Below are 16354 nucleotides of genomic sequence, written 5' to 3' on the forward strand. Positions count from 1 at the left end.
GCGGGGACTGCCCTTTCGGGCAGCGCCGTACGGCCGCGGTGCGGTCGGTCGTACGGCGTGCCGCGGCGGTCAGCCGTCCTGCGGGCGGTTCCGTCGCGCGTCGAGCCGTTCCCGCTGGGGCAGGACCGTGTACTTCGGATCCTCCGCCGACCGCATCCCGGCGTGGAACACCCCGAAACGGGTGCAGGCGGAGGCCGCCAGCAGGGCCGCGCCGCTGAGGGCCGCGGCTGTGCGGCTGCGGCGGCCGAGGAGGGCGCCGCCGAGCGCGCCCGCCGCCGAAAGCGCCTCGGCGGCGCGCATCAGCCGGCCCGCCCGGCCCTCGCGGTAGGTTTCGGCGACCACACCGAGCCGCCGCTCCATGGCCTTGACGGCGGCGGTCTCCACCGCCGTGCCGAGGAGCGCGACCCCGCGCGCCGGGGCGTTCTCGGCGACCGGCGAGACCAGCAGGGCCATACCGCCCGCCGCCGCGGCCGCCGAGCCGACGAAGACGAACGGCAGTTCCCGGTAGCCGTCGTGCCATGCGGGGACGGCCGTGTCGGCGGCCAGCACGGCCGTGTACGAGGCGACCGCCGGGCCCAGCAGCGCCGCCGCCACCGTGGCCGCCCGTCCGGCGCGCGGCAGCCGCCCGGCCACGCCCGAGGCGGCGGCCGCCCCGGCCACCGGGCCGTAGGCCGCCAGCAGCCATGAGCCGACGCTCATCGGCGAGGTGGGCTTGAAGACCCGCAGCATATTCGCGAACCGCCCGGGGCGTCCGAGGTCGTGGATCAGCGCGGCGGTGGACCCGGTGAGGGCGGCTACCGAGGACACCTTGAGCGCGCGGGCCATGGCCGGACGGCCGGTCAGCTCGGCACCCGCCGCGAGCACCGAGCCGGCGCCCGCGAGCCCGCCGAGGAAGAAGTAGCCCGCGATGTCCCGAGGGCGCCAGGTGGGCGGGTTGAGCACCGGCCGCCCGTAGTAGGAGGTGAACTCCGCCCGGGGGACCATCGGCTGATCGCCCTTGCGGCCCTTCCCGCCCTTCCCGCCCCTGCGGCGGCGCCGCTCGCCGTTGCCCATCCCCTTGCCGACCAGCGCGTCACGGCCCGGCCGGGCGCCGCGGATGCCATCACGGGTGACGTCCGACTCGCTCATCGGCCCCTCCTTCCGGTACGGCGCCCGCGCACACTGCCGTGGGCCGCGAACACGGCGGCCACGCCGCCGAGCAGGGTCAGTGCCGCGGCACCGGCGTGCCGCCACATCGAGGGCAGATCCCGGGTGGTGACGACCGGGTCCGGCGGCAGCCCGTACACCTCCGGCTCGTCCAGCAACAGGAAGAAGGCACCGTCGCCGCCGACGCCGTCCTCCGGGTCGTCTCCGTACAGCCGGGCGTCCGCCACCCCCACCCGGTGCAGCTCCTCGACCCGGGCGGCGGCGCGCTCGCGCAGCTCGTCCAGGGGGCCGAACTGGATGGAGTCGGTGGGGCACGCCTTGGCGCACGCGGGTTCCTGGCCGGCGCCCAGCCGGTCGTAGCACAGGGTGCACTTATGGGCCCCGCCGTCCTCGGGCCGTACGTCGATGACCCCGTACGGGCAGGCGGGCACGCAGTAGCCGCAGCCGTTGCAGATGTCGTCCTGGACCACCACGGTCCCGAACTCGGTGCGGAACAGCGCACCGGTCGGACAGACGTCCAGGCACGCCGCGTGGGTGCAGTGCTTGCACACGTCCGAGGCCATCAGCCACCGCAGCCCGGTCTGCCCGTCGGCGGACGGGGACGGCGCCGGGGAGGTGGGGGTGATCGCCGCCTCCTCGACCGGGGTCCCGGAGCCCCGCGCCGCGAGGGCCAGCACATCGACATCGCTGTGGTCGACCGCCGCCTCGGCCCGGCCCAGCGGCTTGCTCTGCTCGATGAAGGCCACATGGCGCCAGCTGGAGGCGTCAAGGCCCTGGGTGTTGTCGAAGGACATGCCGGTGAAGTCCAGCCCGTCCTCCGGGATGGCGTTCCACTCCTTGCACGCCACCTCGCACGCCTTGCAGCCGATGCACACCGAGGTGTCGGTGAAGAAGCCGACCCGGGGCGGATGCCCGTCGTGTCCGGCGTCCCCGGCCACGTCCGGTTCGGCTCCGGCCAGCAGATTGCGGCCGATCAGTGACGAGCGCCGGGAGGTGTCGGTCATCCCCGCACCTCCGTTCCGGTCCGCGCCGTGATTCCGGCGCGCCGCCGATAGTCTTCGAGCAGGGCCGTCAGCTCCGGGCCGCGGGGGCGGCGGCCGGGACGGATGTCGGCGCTCAGCGCCTTCACCTCCTGGATGTGGACATTCGGGTCGAGGATGATCGCGGACAGCTCATTGGCGGCGTCCCCGCGCGTGTAGCCGTTGGGGCCCCAGTGGTACGGGAGCCCGATCTGATGCACCGTGCGGCCCCCGGCCCTGATCGGGGACATCCGCTCGGTGACCATCACCCGGGCCTCGATCACTCCGCGCGCGCTGACCAGCGTCGCCCAGCCGGTGTGCTCCAGATGCCGCTCGGCGGCCAGCTCGGGAGAGACCTCGCAGAAGAACTCCGGCTGCAGCTCGGCCAGATACGGTGTCCAGCGGCTCATCCCGCCCGCGGTGAAGTGCTCGGTGAGCCGGTAGGTGGTGATCATGTACGGGAACACCTCGCTGCCCGGCTCGTCCCCGCTGGGATGGAAGGCATTGTGCTCATCGGAGATCACCTCCCGGACCGGATTGCGCTGCTGGTCCGGGTAGAGGGGATTGCGCACCGGTGAGTCCTGCGGCTCGTAGTGCGTCGGCAGCGGCCCGTCCACCAGCCCGGCCGGGGCGTACAGCCATCCCTTGCCGTCGGCCTGCATGATGAACGGATCCACTCCGCTGAGCGCGTCCGGGCCCCGGGCGTCCTCGGGCGGGCGGTAGGAGGGCGCCCGGTCGGGGATGAAGTCCGGGATGTCATGGCCGGTCCACCGCTCCTGGTCCGCGTCCCACCACACCAGCGCCTTGCGCTCGCTCCACGGCCGGCCGGCGGGATCGGCCGAGGCGCGGTTGTAGAGGATGCGGCGGTTGGCGGGCCAGGCCCAGGCCCATTCGGCGGCGATCCAGTCCTGCTCGGTATGCGGTTTGCGGCGGGCGGCCTGGTTGACGCCGTCGGCGTACACCCCGCAGTAGATCCAGCAGCCGCAGGAGGTGGAGCCGTCGTCCTTCAGTTCGGTGTACGCGCTGAGCGGCGCGCCCCGCGCGTCACGGCCGTTGATCTCGGCCAGGACCGCCTCGGCGCTGGGCTCGGCGAGCGGGCCCTCGGTGGGATAGGACCAGGCCAGATCGTGGACGGCCCGGTCCATGGGGTCGGTGGAGTCCTTCAGCCGCTCCTTGACCAGCCGCCCCAGGTGGTACATGAACCACAGATCGCTGCGTGCCTCGCCGTCCGGCTCCTTGGCCGCGAAATGCCACTGCAGCATCCGGTTGGTGTTGGTGAAGGAGCCGGACTTCTCGGTGTGGGCGGCGGCGGGGAAGAAGAACACCTCGGTGGCGATGTCCTCGGTGCGCAGCTCGCCGGTCTCGATCTCCGGTCCGTCCTGCCACCAGGTGGCGGACTCGATGAGGGAGAAGTCGCGGACGACCAGCCAGTCCAGGTTGGCCATGCCCAGCCGCTGCATCTTGGTGTTGGCCGAGCCCACAGCGGGGTTCTCACCCATCAGGAAGAAGCCCTTGCAGACTCCGTTCAGCATCTCCATCACGGTGTGGTAGGTGCTGTGGGAGCCGGTCAGCCGGGGCAGATGGCCGAAGCAGTAGTCGTTGTCGGCGTGTGCGGCGTCGCCGTAGTACGCCTTGAGCAGGCTGACGACATAGGAGCGCATCTCGCCCCAGAACCCCTTCTCGGTCTTTATGGCCTCGACGAAGGTGTCCAGGTCCTCGTGCGCGTGGGCATGCGGCATCGGGATGTAACCGGGGAGCATGTTGAACAGGGTCGGGATGTCGCTGGAGCCCTGGATGCTGGCGTGGCCGCGCAGCGCCTGGATGCCACCGCCGGGGCGGCCGATGTTGCCGAGCAGTAGCTGAAGGATGCTCGCGGTGCGGATGTACTGGGCGCCCACGGTGTGCTGGGTCCAGCCGACGGCGTACACGAACTCCGAGGTGCGGTCCGGACCCGAGTTCTCCACCAGCGCGCGGCACACCTCCAGGAACGTGTCCTGGGGAATCCCGCAGGTCTCCTCGACCATCTCGGGTGTGTAGCGGGAGAAGTGACGCTTGAGGATCTGGTAGACGCAGCGCGGATGCTCCAGGGTGCGGTCCGTGGGGACCTCCGGGGGGATGGGCGCGCCGCCGGAGCCATGGGACTCGGAGTAGGCCGCCATCGAGACAGACGCGCCCTTGCGGGTGCGCTCCTCGTACAGCTCGTCGGGCGCCCCCTGCGGGGCCTGGACCTGGGCGCCCTCGTAGCTCCAGGTGGAGATGTCGTAGTGGCCGGTCGCCGGGTCGAGGCCGGAGAAGATCCCCGCCAGATCCTCGGTGTCCTCGAACTCCTCGCCGACGATGGTCGAGGCGTTGGTGTACTCCAGGACGTAGTCGCGGAAGTCGTGGCCGCCGGTGAGCACGTGGTTGATGATGCCGCCGAGGAAGGCGATGTCGGTGCCGGCCCGGATCGGCACATACAGATCGGCCAGCGCGCTGGTGCGGCTGAAGCGCGGATCGACATGGATGACCTTCGCGCCGCGCGCCTTGGCCTCCATCACCCACTGGAAGCCCACGGGATGGGCCTCGGCGAAGTTGGAGCCCTCGATCACGATGCAGTCCGAGTTCTGCAGATCCTGCAGAAAGGTGGTGGCGCCGCCACGGCCGAAGGAGGTGCCGAGCCCGGCGACGCTGGAGGAGTGGCAGACCCGGGCCTGGTTCTCCACCTGGATCACCCCGAGCCCCGTCCACAACTTCTTGATGAGGTAGTTCTCTTCGTTGTCCAAGGTGGCGCCGCCGAGGCTGGCGATCCCCAGGGTGCGGTTGACGCTGACCCCGTCCTGCTCCCACTGCCAGCCCTCGCGGCGGGTGCGGACCACCCGTTCGGCGACCATGTCCATCGCGGTGTCCAGGTCCAGCCGCTCCCATTCGGTGCCGTACGGGCGGCGGTAGAGCACCTCGTGGCGCCGGGACTCGCCGGTGGTGAGCTGGAGGGATGCCGAGCCCTTGGGGCACAGCCGGCCGCGGCTGACCGGTGAGTCGGGGTCGCCCTCGATCTGCACCACCCGGCCGTCCTTCACATAGACGTTCTGGGCACACCCCACCGCGCAGTAGGGGCACACCGACTTGACCACCTTGTCGGCCGTGACGGTGCGGGGGCGCTGCTCACGGGTGGCGGCCGAGGTGGCGGCGGCGCCGCGGCCGAGCGGGTCGCTTCCGGTCAGCTGGCGGTAGACAGGCCATTCCCGGATCCATGTACGTACGCCCATCGCCCGTCCTTTCGCGCTGTTCTGCCCCGCACCGGCCCATCGGCATGGTCGGATACGGCGCATGGGTTCCCGTCTCGAGGCTTTTCACACCCCGCCCGCGCCCGGATGCGCCGGATCACCGGTCGTGGGGGTGGACGCCTGCCGTACCGGCTGGGTGGCCGTGGCCCTGTGCGAGGAGGGCCGCTTCGCCGGGGCGGATACCGCCGGCGGGCTGAGCGAACTGCTCGGCCGGTTTCCGGACGCCGCCGTGGTGGCGGTCGACATGCCGCTGGGGATGCTGACGGCCGGATGGCGCGAGGCGGAGGCCCTGGCCGTGGCGATGGTGGCCCCGCACCGCTCCCGGGTCTTCCCGGTGCCGCCGCGCGAGGTCTGGGAGGCGGACGACTACGACGACGCCAATCTGCGCTGCCGGGCCCGGACCGGTCAGGGGCTGAGCCGTCAGACCTGGGGGCTGGCCGCGAAGCTGCGCGAGGCCAACGCCTGCCGCGACGGGGGCGACCACCGGCTCAACGAGGTCCATCCCGAGGTCTCCTTCGCCGCCGTCAACAGGGGGCGGCCCGTGGCCTGGAGCAAGAAGAGCTGGAACGGCCAGGCCGTGCGCCGCCGGTTGCTGGAGGACCAGGGCATCGTCCTGCCCGACGACCTCGGACCGGCCGGCCGGGTGCCGCCCGACGACGTCCTGGACGCCGCGGTGGCGGCCTGGAGCGCGCGGCGGATCGCGCTCGGGGCCGCCCGGAGCCTTCCCGATCCGCCTCAGGAGGCGGACACCGGGCTGCGCGCCGCGATCTGGTACTGACCGAGCCCCGTGCGGATGGCGGGAGGCCGCCCGAGCCGTGCCTCGGGCGGCCTCCCCTTCCCCCCACCCCCTGGAGATGGACCTATGGGGTGCCCGGCGGACCTTTCCCCTCCCCGCCCCTGACCGTCGCCAGGGGCGGGGAGAGCGCGGCCTGCCGCAAGCGGCAAGATCCGCCGGACACTTCCTCGATGGGCGGCGTGCGTCCGGTGTGAGCCGTCAGACGCTGACGCCGCGTGAGCGCAGATAGGCGAGCGGGTCGATGTCGGACCCGTAGTGCGGGCCGGTGCGGACCTCGAAGTGGAGATGCGGTCCGGTGGCGTTCCCGGTGTTGCCGGACCGGGCGATCCGGCCGCCCGCCTCGACGGACTGCCCGGTGCGGACCGTCAGCGCCGACAGATGCGCGTAGTGGGTGTAGAGGCCGTCGGCGTGGCGGATGATCACCTGGTAGCCGAAGGCGCCGCTCCACCCCGCCGCCACCACGGTGCCCGGGGCGGCCGCGCGCACCGAGGTGCCGATGGGAACCGCGAAGTCCACGCCGGTGTGACGGCCGCTCGCCCACCGCGCGCCGCGGATGCCGTACGCCGCGCTGACCGTCCCGCCGACCGGGGCCATATGCGGGCGGGCGGCCGCCTTGCGGACCACCGTGTGGCTCGAGATCGCCGAGGCGCGGTGGCGGGGCGCCGCCTTGCGCACGTGCCGGGCGCCCGAGGGCAGGGCCAGCCGCTGCCCCGGGTGGATCAGATGGGGATTGGGGCCGATGGTCCCGCGGTTGGCGTGGTACAGCGCCTTCCAGCCACCGCTGACCGACGCACGCGCGGCGATGCGGGAGAGCGTGTCGCCGCGGACGACCGCGTAGGAGCCGGACGCCGCGCGCCGGGCGGTGTGCTGCCGGGCCCGGGACTTCGCGGCGGACTTGGCCGACTTCTTGGCGGGCTCGGCCGGGTGCTCGGCGCGGGGTTCAGCACTGCGGCTCGCCACCTCGGCGGGCGGGCCGGACCAGGACAGCCGGCCGCGGACGGAGCAGACCGGCCACGCGCCCGGGCCCTGTTTGCTCAGGACCACCTCCGCCACGGTCATCTGCTGGGCCTTGGGCGCCAGATCGGCCCGCGCGGCGTAGGCGGTGCCGCCGAACGCCGCCCAGGTGTGCTGGGAGAACTGCAGCCCGCCGTAGTAGCCGTTGCCGGTGTTGATGTGCCAGTTGCCCCCGCTCTCGCACTTGGCGACCCGGTCCCAGGTGCCGGCCGAGGCCGCGTGGGCGGGGCCGGTGACGAGGAGCGGCAGGACGATGCCGACACCGCCGGCGGTGAGGGCCGCGCACAGCGGGGAGATCCGGCTGGGCGATGCGGGGCGTCGGTGACTTCCTCGTACGGTCATGAGGCTGGTTCCTCTCGACACAACGGCGCTCGACGTGCCCTCCGGAGGACCCGGCGGGCTGTACGAGTACCGCAGCCCGGCCCCGCAGGTCACAAGGCGCAGGGGGCCTCATGGACGGCCGCGCGCCGCCCGGTGCCACCCCGAAATCGACTGACGCTCCGTCAGGTGGGCGGCGGGAGGCGCATGGGGGGCCGGGGGCGCACGGCCGCCGACGGGGCGGGTCCGGCGGGCCGGGGCGGATGCGGGCGATCATGCCCCGCTGGACGTCCTCGTGCGGCGGGAAATGATTCTCCGGGGCGCCTGAGGGGGCGGACGCTATTCCGCCGGATTCGTCTCCGGATGATCGGTGACCGATCCCGGGCGGCCTGCGGGGCGAATTGCGGCCGGGGCATGAACAGTTGAAGCGCGGACGAGCGGCGGGCGGCTCAATACGACGCCCGGGGCGGGCCGGACGTGCGGCGCGGGATCTTCCTCGGCGCTATTGCCTCGCCGCCCGGTCAAGATCGGCCGCTTGGCGGCCGGGCCGCGGCGGGCGGCCGTAACCGCGCGGCACCGCGCTGGAACCGGCCGTTCCGCTCTTCCTGCCGGCAACCGGAGAATGCCGGGGAGTGGAGGAGAGAGGGGAGAGCGGGAGGCCGAGCGAGGGGCGGGAATGAGGACGGCCTTGCGGTGGAGCGGGGGAAGAGGGGGACGCCTGAGCGAACGCGCCGGGCGGGCCCGGCGGCGTTTCCCTGTGTGCGGTGGGAGCTTGAAACGTAATCTACGGCGGTGTGCCGCCGACCGCGGCGTTCAGCGGCGGGGCCGGCCGGGAACGGGGGTGGCCCGCGCGAAGACGCGAGGCGAGATGGTGCGGGCCGAGGATGGCGGGCGCGGAACCTCGACCCCGGCTCGTATCTTCTCCGGCATCCGGTATGGCTCGCCGAACAGGGGCGCTGCTTGGCGCCCGGACCAACTCGCCGACGTTCGAACGGACTTGACTCGGCGTTTACCGTATCTCTTGTCGTGCATCGCCGCGCCGACCGCCCCTGCGCCGCGGCAGTTCTCCGAAAAGAGCCGGTCGTCATGGCGGCCGGGAACTGGCGGAGAATCACGCGGTCTGTGTATAGCGGGAAGCACGCCGCCGCGCATATCATTGCCTCACATCGACTTCCCCCCTTCGAGCCGCTCTCAGGGGCGGCCCCGAAATCATCACCCTTCACCCCGCCGGCCCGGGACCCCGGGCGACGCCGGAGACCGCGCTTTTCCCGCGATCTCGTCCGCCGCTCCAGGGAAACGGTCGAATTCGGGTTCCTGCCGACGGGAGGCGCAGCGCGCCTACGTCATGTGCCGGTGGTCACCGGCCGTGCGCGGCGGGGCATTCGGCGTACTCCGTGCTACGTCCTGCCGCCGGACGCCGGGCCGGGGGCGCATGGCGGAGCCGGGGCGTGCCATGAAACGCCGGTCGGGCACCGGGCGAGCGCTCAGGAGCGCTCCGACCGGCCGATCGGCGACACGACCCCCGGGTGGGGCCCGGGGTAGGGTTGCCGCGTGGCGATCGTTGTCGAGCTGACCTCCTATCCCGTCAAGGGCTGCGCGGGCGTTCCCGTATCCGAGGCGCTGCTGACGGAGGCGGGTCTGCGGCACGACCGCAGCTTCATGGTCATCGGCGAGGACGGAGAGTGCCGCACCCAGCGGCGCGATCCCCGCCTCGCCGTCATCCGCCCCGCCATCGACCCGGACGGCACCCGGCTCACCCTGTCGGCACCCGGCGAGGGTGACGTGGCCATCGACGTCGACACCACCTCCGCCCGGCGCGAGGTCGAGCTGTTCCACAACCCCTTCCTCGGTATCGACCAGGGCGATGCCGCCGCCGCGTGGCTATCGCAGGTGCTGGGCGCGCCGAGCAGGCTGGTGCGGGTGCCCCCGGAGCACGGCCGGGTGACCGAAGGATGGATCCCCGGCACCTGTGGCTACGCCGACAGCGGCGCCGTGCACCTCGTCTCCCGGGCCAGCCTGGACGGGCTGAACCAGCGGATCGCCGAGGCGGGCGGCGCCGCGCTGCCCATGAACCGCTTCCGCCCCGGCATCGTGCTCGGCGGATGGGACGAACCCCATCGGGAGGACCGGATCCGCAGAATTGCCATCGGCGGCGCCGAGCTGGGCTTCGCCAAGCCCACCGCCCGGTGCGTCGTGACGACCGTCGATCAGAGCAAGGGCGTCAAGGCGGGCCCGGAGCCACTGCGCACCCTGGCCGGCTACCGGCGCGGCCCGGGTGGCGCCACCCTGTTCGGCTGCCAGTTCTCCGTGACCCGCACCGGAAAGCTGGCGGTCGGCGATGAGGTGCACGTCATCGAGTGGGACGGGCCGCCGCCGGGGGAGTGACCGGGAGCGCTCGGACCGACGCGAGCGCTCAGACCGACGCGAGTACCTTGGCGAAGCTGTCCAGGAGCTGGGCGGCGCCCTCCTCGGCCTGGGCGCACTGCTCCTGCGGCGGGGCCGGCTGCCGGAGCACCACCCGGGTCCGGCCGTCGCCCAGCTCGGCGAAGGTGGCGGTCATCTCCATGACCCCCTGCGGAAGGTCCAGGGTCCACACCAGCCGCTCCTGGCCGACCACCTCGCGGTAGACGCCGCGCATCGGCATCTCGCCCCCGGGAGTGGCGATGTTCGCCTTCCAGGCGCCGCCCGGCCGGACGTCGAGGGCGACGGATTCGGGGGTGGCGCCGAACCAGCGGGCGAAGTACTCCGGCTCGGTCCACACCCGCCACACCGTCTCGCGTGGTGCGTCCAGGTCCCGGGTGACGGTGATCTCGGTGTCGCTCATGGTCTCTCCTCGGTGAGCGGGAAGTGTCGTCACGCATCAGACCGGCCCGCCGCGCGGAACTCATCGGTCCTGGCTCAGCAGCCTTCCGTCCTCCCGGCCGATCCAGTACCGGCGCAGCACATCGAGGACCACCGACACTTCGCAGGCGGTGATGCCGGGGAGTTTCGCCAGATCGTGGGTGAGCAGCTCGGCGAGGCCGTCCTCGTCCCGGAACACCCCGTGGTGGATCACCGAGGAGGTGCCCGCGACGATCGAGACATAGCGCGCCGAGGCGTGCCGGGCCAGCGCGTCGGCCACTTCCTGGATGGCCCCGGGGGCGGCATGCAGCTCGATCACGACCTCCAGCGCATGGCCGAGCAGCGCCGGTTCGATCTCCACACGGGGCCGTACCAGACCGCGCTGGAGGAGCGACTGGGCCAGCCGGTAGGCGGTGGACCGGCTGATGCCGAGCCCGCGCGCCACATCGGCGGCGCTCGCCCGGGCGTCCTGGCGCAGCAGCTCCACGGCCCGCAGTTCGTCGTCGCTGAACTCGGTGACGGCGGTGGGCTCCGCCACCGGATCGGCGACCTCCCGCAGCGCCCGCACCTGGGCGTCGTCCAGCCGCCGCAGCCGCCAGGAGTCGGACTTCGCCGTCGCCCTGAGCACCAGTTCGGTATGGGCCGACCGCACCCCGGGGACGGACGGGATCCGGGTCATCAGCAGCTCCCGGGCCCGGCCGCGCCGGGTCGCGTGCAGGGAGCAGTAGACATCGGTGCGGCCCGTGGTCGTGGCGACGAACGGTATCTCGGGCAGCTCGGACAGCCGCCGGGCCACCTGCCACGCCTGCCCCGGGGCCGTGGTCACCCAGACGTGCATGGGGTTGCCCTCGGCCAGCATGGGCCACTCCACTTGCCCGATCACCCGCAGCAGCCGCTCCTCCCCGAGCCGGGTCAGCCGGCGGCCGACGGTGCTGGCCGAGGTGCCGAGCACCTCGGCGAGCGCGCTCAGTGGCGCCCTCGGCGCCACCTGCAGGGCGGCCACCAGATCGAGGTCGGCGTCGTCGAGTACCGGTGGTGTGGTGGGAACGGCTGCCATGGATACGAATCTATCGTGCACTTGGTGCTGCACGCGTGAATCATTCTTGCGTTACAACACTTTTACTTGCCTCATTCCGTCATGCCTTCTCTAATGGACGACCACTACTGCGTCGCCGACGAAGGAGTGCGGACGGTGAGTTCCAAAGACACCACGACCACACCCGACAACACGCCCGGGAAGACACCCGGCACCACACCCGGCGAAACGCCTCCCGACGCGCCCGGGGAGTCCTCGGCGGCCCTGTCCGCACTGCTCCGGGTGCTCGGGGCCGTCGAGCGCGCGGGCAATAAACTTCCCCATCCCTTCTGGCTGTTCGCGATCCTCAGCGTCCTCCTCGCGCTGATCAGCTGGGGGCTGGCCACCGCGGACGTCTCCGCCGTCGATCCGGCGGGCGGCAAGACCGTGGCGGTGCGCAGCCTGATCTCGGTCGACGGGGTGCGGTCGATGATCAGCGACGCGATCACCAACTACGCCACCTTCCCACCGCTCGGCACGATCCTGGTCGTCATGCTCGGTGTCGCCGTCGCCGACCGTTCGGGGCTGCTCGCGGCGATGCTGCGGGCCGGTGTCGCCAAGGTCCCGGCGCGCTGGATGACCTTCGCCCTGGCCTTCACCGCGATGGTCGCCCACGTCGCGTCCGACGCCGCCTATGTGGCGCTGGTCCCCCTGGGCGGGCTGGCCTTCCGGGCCGTCGGGCGCAGTCCGCTCCTGGGGATCGTGGTGGCCTTCGTGGGCGTATCGGCGGGCTATGACGCCAGCCCGCTGATCACCCCCATGGACGCGGTCCTGTCCGGGCTGACCACGGCCGCCGCGCACACCGTGGACCCCGGCTATGTCGTCACCCCGCTGTCGAACTACTTCTTCTCCCTCGCCTCCTCGGTGGTGCTGGCCGCCGTGATCACCTTCGTCACCGAGAAGGTGCTGGTGAAGCGGGTGGCGGCGCTTCCGCCCGAGCCCGAGGAGGCGGCCGGGGACACCACCGGGGAGACCGGGCGGACCACGGAGGTCGAGCTCGCCCTGGCACTCGAGGAGCGCCGCGGGCTGCGCCACGCCACCATCGCCCTCTTCGTCTTCCTCGCGTTGGTCGTGGTGGCGATGATCCCCACCGGGTCACCGCTGCGCGGCGAGGGCGGCAGCATCGTCGAATCGCCCGTGCTCTCCGGTATCGCCGTGGTGCTCGGACTGCTCTTCGCCCTCCTCGGCGCGGTCTACGGACGTGCGGCCGGTACCGTGCGCGGCGGCCGTGACATCCCGGACTTCATGGCGCAGGGCATGCGGGAGATGGCCCCCATCCTGGTGCTGTTCTTCGCCATCTCCCAGTTCCTCGCCTACTTCAAGTGGACCGGCGTCGGCCAGGTGCTCGCCATCCGCGGCGCCGATCTGCTCAAGGACCTCGGGGTGACCGGCCCGGTCGCCTTCGTCGGCATCGTGCTGGTGTGCACAGTGATCAATCTGGCGATGACCAGCGGTTCGGCCATGTGGGCGCTGGTGGCCCCGGTCTTCGTGCCGATGCTGATGCTGTTGCACATCCCCCCGGAGGCCACCCAGGCCGTCTACCGCATCGCCGACTCCTGCACCAACGCCATCACCCCGATGAGCGCCTACTTCGTCATGGCGCTCGGCTTCCTCCAGCGCTACCGGCGCTCCGCCGGAATCGGCACCCTCGCCTCGCTGACCCTGCCGCTCTCGGTGGCCATGCTGGTGGCCTGGACCCTGCTCTTCTACGCCTGGTGGGCGCTGGGCATTCCACTCGGCCCCGGCGCGCCCGTCCGCTGATCCCCGGCCGCTCCCGCACCCACGCCACCTCGGGAAGGATCCCCTCGAATGACCCCCTCCGATCTCGCCGCCGCCACCGCCCGGGTGCTGCCCGAGATGACCGAAGACCTACGGACGCTGGTGGAGCTGGAGACGCCGAGCGATGACAAGCGGCTGCTGGACGCCGGGCTCGCCACGATCAGCGGCTGGCTCGTCGACCGGCTCGGCGAGCCGGACGGAACGGAGCGCCACGACGGCGGGACCTACGGCGATGTGCTGGTCGTGACCTACCGCGGCACGGCCCCCGGCACCGTGCTGCTGCTGTGCCACTACGACACGGTCTGGCCGGCCGGAACACTCGCCGAATGGCCCTTCCGGATCGAGGACGGCCGGGCCGGCGGACCCGGTGTCTTCGACATGAAAACGGGTCTGGTGCAAGCTGTCTGGACCCTGCGGCTGCTGCGCGAGCTGGAGCTTCCGCACCCCTCGGTGCGGCTGCTGCTGGGCGGCGACGAGGAGATCGGCAGCCCCGCCTCCCGGCGCCATATCGAGCGGTTGAGCGAGGACGTCCTGGCCACGCTGGTCTTCGAGGCATCGCTGGACGGGGCGCTCAAGACCTCCCGCAAGGGCGTCGGGCTGTTCGATGTGACCGCCTACGGCATCGAATCGCATGCGGGACTCGACCCGTTCGCGGGCGCGAGCGCCATCCACGCGCTGGCCGAGGTCGTCCCGCAGATCGCCGCGCTCAGCGCCCCGGAGCGCGGAACCACGGTGAACGTGGGACTGATCAACGGTGGCACCGGACGCAATGTGATCGCCGCACAGGCGAGCTGCGGTATCGACATCCGGATCGCCGAACCGGAGGAGATGAAGCGGATCGACACCGCGCTGCACGCCCTCGCCCCCTCCGACCAGCGGGTGCGGCTGACCGTCACCGGTGAGTGGAACCGCCCGCCGATGGTCCCCAACGATCCGTCCCGCCGACTGTTCGAGCAGGCCCACGCGGTCGCCGCGGAACACGGCTGGGAGCTGGAGGAGACCGCGGTCGGCGGGGCCAGCGACGGCAACTTCGTCTCCGCGCTCGGCCGTCCGGTCCTCGACGGGCTCGGTGCCCTCGGCTCAGGCGCCCACGCCCGCCATGAGCACACGGTGCTCGCCCCGATCCCGGCCCGTACCGCGCTCGCCGTCGGTCTGCTGCGGGCGCTGGCGGCGGACGCCTCGTAACGGCTGACACCGACGGCCGGACGGCCGGAAACCCGTGGGCCGCCGCCGTGTCCGGACACGGCGGCGGCCCACGGTGGCACCGGCGCGGCAGTGGAGAGCGGGCCGGTGCACGGGAGGCGTGTCAGGAGATGAGGAAATCGGCCTCGCCCGCCTTGGCGCCCTCGATGAACGCCATGATCTCGTTGCGGGTGTAGATCAGTGCCGGACCGTCCGGATCGGTCGACTGACGGATCGCGACCCGGCCGTCGTCCAGCCTCATGGCCTCGACGCAGTTGCCGCCGTTGCCACCGCTCCACGGCTTGTGCCAGCCCTCGCTGCCGAGGTCGCTCGCGCGCATGCCGTTGTGAATGCGATCCATTCCGATCAGAGCTCCTTGCGGAAATCACGGAGGATTTCCTTTGTGCGTCGTGCGGTTGCCGCCTGGGCCGCCATGCGGTCCAGGGCCTCCAGATGGGAGGCCACCTCGATGCGCTCATCCAGGTAGACGGCGCCGGTCAGGTACTCGACGTAGACCATGTCCGGCAGTTCGGGAACAGCGAAGCGGAAGAGGACGAAGGGCCCATAGGTGCCCGGATGGTGTCCGGAGGTGAACTCCGAGATCTGCAGGGTGATGTGCGGCATCTCGACGGACTCCAGCAGCCGGTCGATCTGGTCGCGCATCACCGCCGCCGAACCCACCTGGCGGCGCAGCACCGTCTCGTCCATCACCACCCACAGACGGGGCGCGTCCCGCCGGGTGAGCAGCGTCTGCCGCTCCATGCGCAGCGCCACATGGCGCTCCGCCTGCCGGGGAGCGGACTGGCCGACCGCGCCGGTCTGCATGACCGCGTGGGCGTACTCCTCGGTCTGGAGCAGTCCGGGGACGAAATGCGGCTCGTACGCCCGGATCATCTCGGCCGCGCCCTCCAGGCTGACATGCACGCTGAACCAGTCCGGGAGAATGTCGTGGAACCGCTGCCACCAGCCGGGCTTGTTGGCCTCCTCGGTCAGGGTGATGAAGGAATCGAGTTCCTCGCCGGTGATCCCGTAGGCGTCCAGCAGCATCTGCACATACGGAACCTTCAGCGCGACCTCGGCGGTCTCCATGCGGCGGACGGTGGCGGGCGCGACCCGCAGCACTCTCGCCGCCTCGTCCCGCTTGAACCCCGCCTTTTCCCGCAGGTCCTGCAGCCTCTTGCCGAGGACGACCTGACCCACGGTCGGGGCCGACCGCGGTTCGCTCACCTGAAATCCCTCCCTGACCTCCCCAACACTGATGTTCGCAGTGTGCCATGGCCAATGCGGAACGGACACATTGCACTTACGACTCTGCATTGTTCAGAGTGCCCCTTGCCAAGTGTGCGCGGCGGTGCGCATAGTTGCGTCATGATCCCGTTACCGCGTTCTGCCGCGGCGACCGCAGGCGCGAGCGGCCCGACCTTTGTGAAGTGCCCCTAGATGACGTACGCCTTCGCCGGTGCGCTGACCGGCCTCGTCCGCGGCCGGTTCGGCCGGCGCGGATTCCGTCCGGCGTCCGGACGCCACCGCCTTCAACTGCCGTCGGCGCTGCGGACGGACCGGGCCTACGACGCGGTGGGGATCGCCGAGCGGCACGGCCCCGGGGTCATGGCCCTGCTGCCCCGGGCGGGATGTGTGCTCGCCCGCGCCGGGCGCTGGTGGTGGATCGTGCCGCCGCAGTCGGACATCGGGGTCAACTGGCCCGCACCGGCCGTCTACGCGGTCGGCGCCACGGTGACCGGCCCGCCCGGGTGGCGGACCGGTCCCACCGGGACCAAGGAGCCCGGTGTGGTGCACTGGCCGGGCGACGGAGAGCCGTACACCCATCCCCTGCTGCTGCATATCGCGGTCTGCGCGGCGGCCGGGGTCTCCCCTGCCTGGCCGTGCGACGAAGGGCTGCCACGGTCATGACCTCGGCCCG

At 72.0% G+C, this 16354-nt stretch carries 13 protein-coding genes; 5 read left to right on the forward strand and 8 right to left on the reverse strand.

Annotation, left to right across the window (positions count from 1 at the left end):
- Positions 1–69 precede the first annotated feature (69 nt).
- The 3 genes from nrfD to fdh are packed head-to-tail and all read right to left on the reverse strand — an operon-like array spanning position 70 to position 5410.
- Entirely contained in the window at positions 70–1128 is a 1059-nt protein-coding gene (gene nrfD / locus STRVI_RS18490; RefSeq protein WP_014057197.1) for an NrfD/PsrC family molybdoenzyme membrane anchor subunit, read from the reverse strand.
- Positions 1125–2150, reverse strand: coding sequence for a 4Fe-4S dicluster domain-containing protein (locus STRVI_RS18495; RefSeq protein ID WP_014057198.1), 1026 nt, complete (start codon positions 2148–2150; stop codon positions 1125–1127). The genes nrfD and STRVI_RS18495 overlap by 4 nt, the downstream gene beginning before the upstream one ends.
- Entirely contained in the window at positions 2147–5410 is a 3264-nt protein-coding gene (fdh, locus tag STRVI_RS18500) for a formate dehydrogenase (RefSeq protein WP_014057199.1), read from the reverse strand. The genes STRVI_RS18495 and fdh overlap by 4 nt, the downstream gene beginning before the upstream one ends.
- A 61-nt stretch (positions 5411–5471) precedes the next feature.
- Here fdh and STRVI_RS18505 point away from each other — a divergent pair, with 61 nt between their 5' ends.
- A complete protein-coding gene (locus STRVI_RS18505; protein WP_014057200.1) occupies positions 5472–6206 on the forward strand; it encodes a DUF429 domain-containing protein in 735 nt (244 codons plus the stop codon).
- Positions 6207–6422: 216 nt separating this feature from the next.
- Here STRVI_RS18505 and STRVI_RS18510 read toward each other — a convergent pair whose 3' ends face one another.
- A complete protein-coding gene (locus tag STRVI_RS18510; protein ID WP_014057201.1) occupies positions 6423–7580 on the reverse strand; it encodes a transglycosylase family protein in 1158 nt (385 codons plus the stop codon).
- Between the two features lie 1527 nt (positions 7581–9107).
- On the opposite strand from STRVI_RS18510, the gene STRVI_RS18515 reads away from it, so the two are divergent.
- The gene (locus STRVI_RS18515; protein WP_014057203.1) at positions 9108–9941 is read left to right on the forward strand and encodes an MOSC domain-containing protein; all 834 of its coding nucleotides are present in this window, start codon (positions 9108–9110) and stop codon (positions 9939–9941) included.
- Positions 9942–9969: 28 nt separating this feature from the next.
- On the opposite strand, the gene STRVI_RS18520 is transcribed toward STRVI_RS18515, so the two are convergent.
- Together STRVI_RS18520 and STRVI_RS18525 are read right to left on the reverse strand one after the other, a co-directional pair.
- A complete protein-coding gene (locus STRVI_RS18520; protein WP_014057204.1) occupies positions 9970–10380 on the reverse strand; it encodes an SRPBCC domain-containing protein in 411 nt (136 codons plus the stop codon).
- Between the two features lie 60 nt (positions 10381–10440).
- Positions 10441–11454, reverse strand: a complete 1014-nt coding sequence (locus tag STRVI_RS18525; RefSeq protein WP_014057205.1) for an Lrp/AsnC family transcriptional regulator — start codon at positions 11452–11454, stop codon at positions 10441–10443.
- Between the two features lie 93 nt (positions 11455–11547).
- Between STRVI_RS18525 and STRVI_RS18530 the strand changes: the two genes are divergently transcribed.
- Both STRVI_RS18530 and STRVI_RS18535 read left to right on the forward strand, forming a co-directional pair.
- Entirely contained in the window at positions 11548–13233 is a 1686-nt protein-coding gene (locus tag STRVI_RS18530; protein WP_014057206.1) for an AbgT family transporter, read from the forward strand.
- A 48-nt stretch (positions 13234–13281) separates the two neighbouring features.
- Positions 13282–14436: a M20 family metallopeptidase gene (locus STRVI_RS18535; RefSeq protein ID WP_014057207.1), complete on the forward strand. Its 1155-nt coding sequence runs from the start codon at positions 13282–13284 to the stop codon at positions 14434–14436.
- Positions 14437–14557: 121 nt separating this feature from the next.
- Here STRVI_RS18535 and STRVI_RS18540 read toward each other — a convergent pair whose 3' ends face one another.
- Positions 14558–14794, reverse strand: coding sequence for a DUF397 domain-containing protein (locus STRVI_RS18540; protein ID WP_014057208.1), 237 nt, complete (start codon positions 14792–14794; stop codon positions 14558–14560).
- Between the two features lie 5 nt (positions 14795–14799).
- Positions 14800–15660, reverse strand: a complete 861-nt coding sequence (locus tag STRVI_RS18545) for a helix-turn-helix domain-containing protein (RefSeq protein ID WP_014057209.1) — start codon at positions 15658–15660, stop codon at positions 14800–14802.
- Between the two features lie 213 nt (positions 15661–15873).
- Between STRVI_RS18545 and STRVI_RS18550 the strand changes: the two genes are divergently transcribed.
- Positions 15874–16344, forward strand: a complete 471-nt coding sequence (locus STRVI_RS18550) for a hypothetical protein (RefSeq protein ID WP_014057210.1) — start codon at positions 15874–15876, stop codon at positions 16342–16344.
- Positions 16345–16354 lie beyond the last annotated feature (10 nt).

It is taken from the genome of Streptomyces violaceusniger Tu 4113, from assembly GCF_000147815.2.
Taxonomy (GTDB): Bacteria; Actinomycetota; Actinomycetes; order Streptomycetales; family Streptomycetaceae; genus Streptomyces; species Streptomyces violaceusniger_A.

Coding starts and splice junctions, on each gene's coding strand:
- nrfD (WP_014057197.1), bottom strand. CDS start 1,128: ATGAGCGAGTCGGACGTCACCCGTGATGGCATCCGCGGCGCCCGGCCG.
- STRVI_RS18495 (WP_014057198.1), bottom strand. CDS start 2,150: ATGACCGACACCTCCCGGCGCTCGTCACTGATCGGCCGCAATCTGCTG.
- fdh (WP_014057199.1), bottom strand. CDS start 5,410: ATGGGCGTACGTACATGGATCCGGGAATGGCCTGTCTACCGCCAGCTG.
- STRVI_RS18505 (WP_014057200.1), top strand. CDS start 5,472: ATGGGTTCCCGTCTCGAGGCTTTTCACACCCCGCCCGCGCCCGGATGC.
- STRVI_RS18510 (WP_014057201.1), bottom strand. CDS start 7,580: ATGACCGTACGAGGAAGTCACCGACGCCCCGCATCGCCCAGCCGGATC.
- STRVI_RS18520 (WP_014057204.1), bottom strand. CDS start 10,380: ATGAGCGACACCGAGATCACCGTCACCCGGGACCTGGACGCACCACGC.
- STRVI_RS18525 (WP_014057205.1), bottom strand. CDS start 11,454: ATGGCAGCCGTTCCCACCACACCACCGGTACTCGACGACGCCGACCTC.
- STRVI_RS18530 (WP_014057206.1), top strand. CDS start 11,548: ATGGACGACCACTACTGCGTCGCCGACGAAGGAGTGCGGACGGTGAGT.
- STRVI_RS18535 (WP_014057207.1), top strand. CDS start 13,282: ATGACCCCCTCCGATCTCGCCGCCGCCACCGCCCGGGTGCTGCCCGAG.
- STRVI_RS18540 (WP_014057208.1), bottom strand. CDS start 14,794: ATGGATCGCATTCACAACGGCATGCGCGCGAGCGACCTCGGCAGCGAG.
- STRVI_RS18550 (WP_014057210.1), top strand. CDS start 15,874: ATGACGTACGCCTTCGCCGGTGCGCTGACCGGCCTCGTCCGCGGCCGG.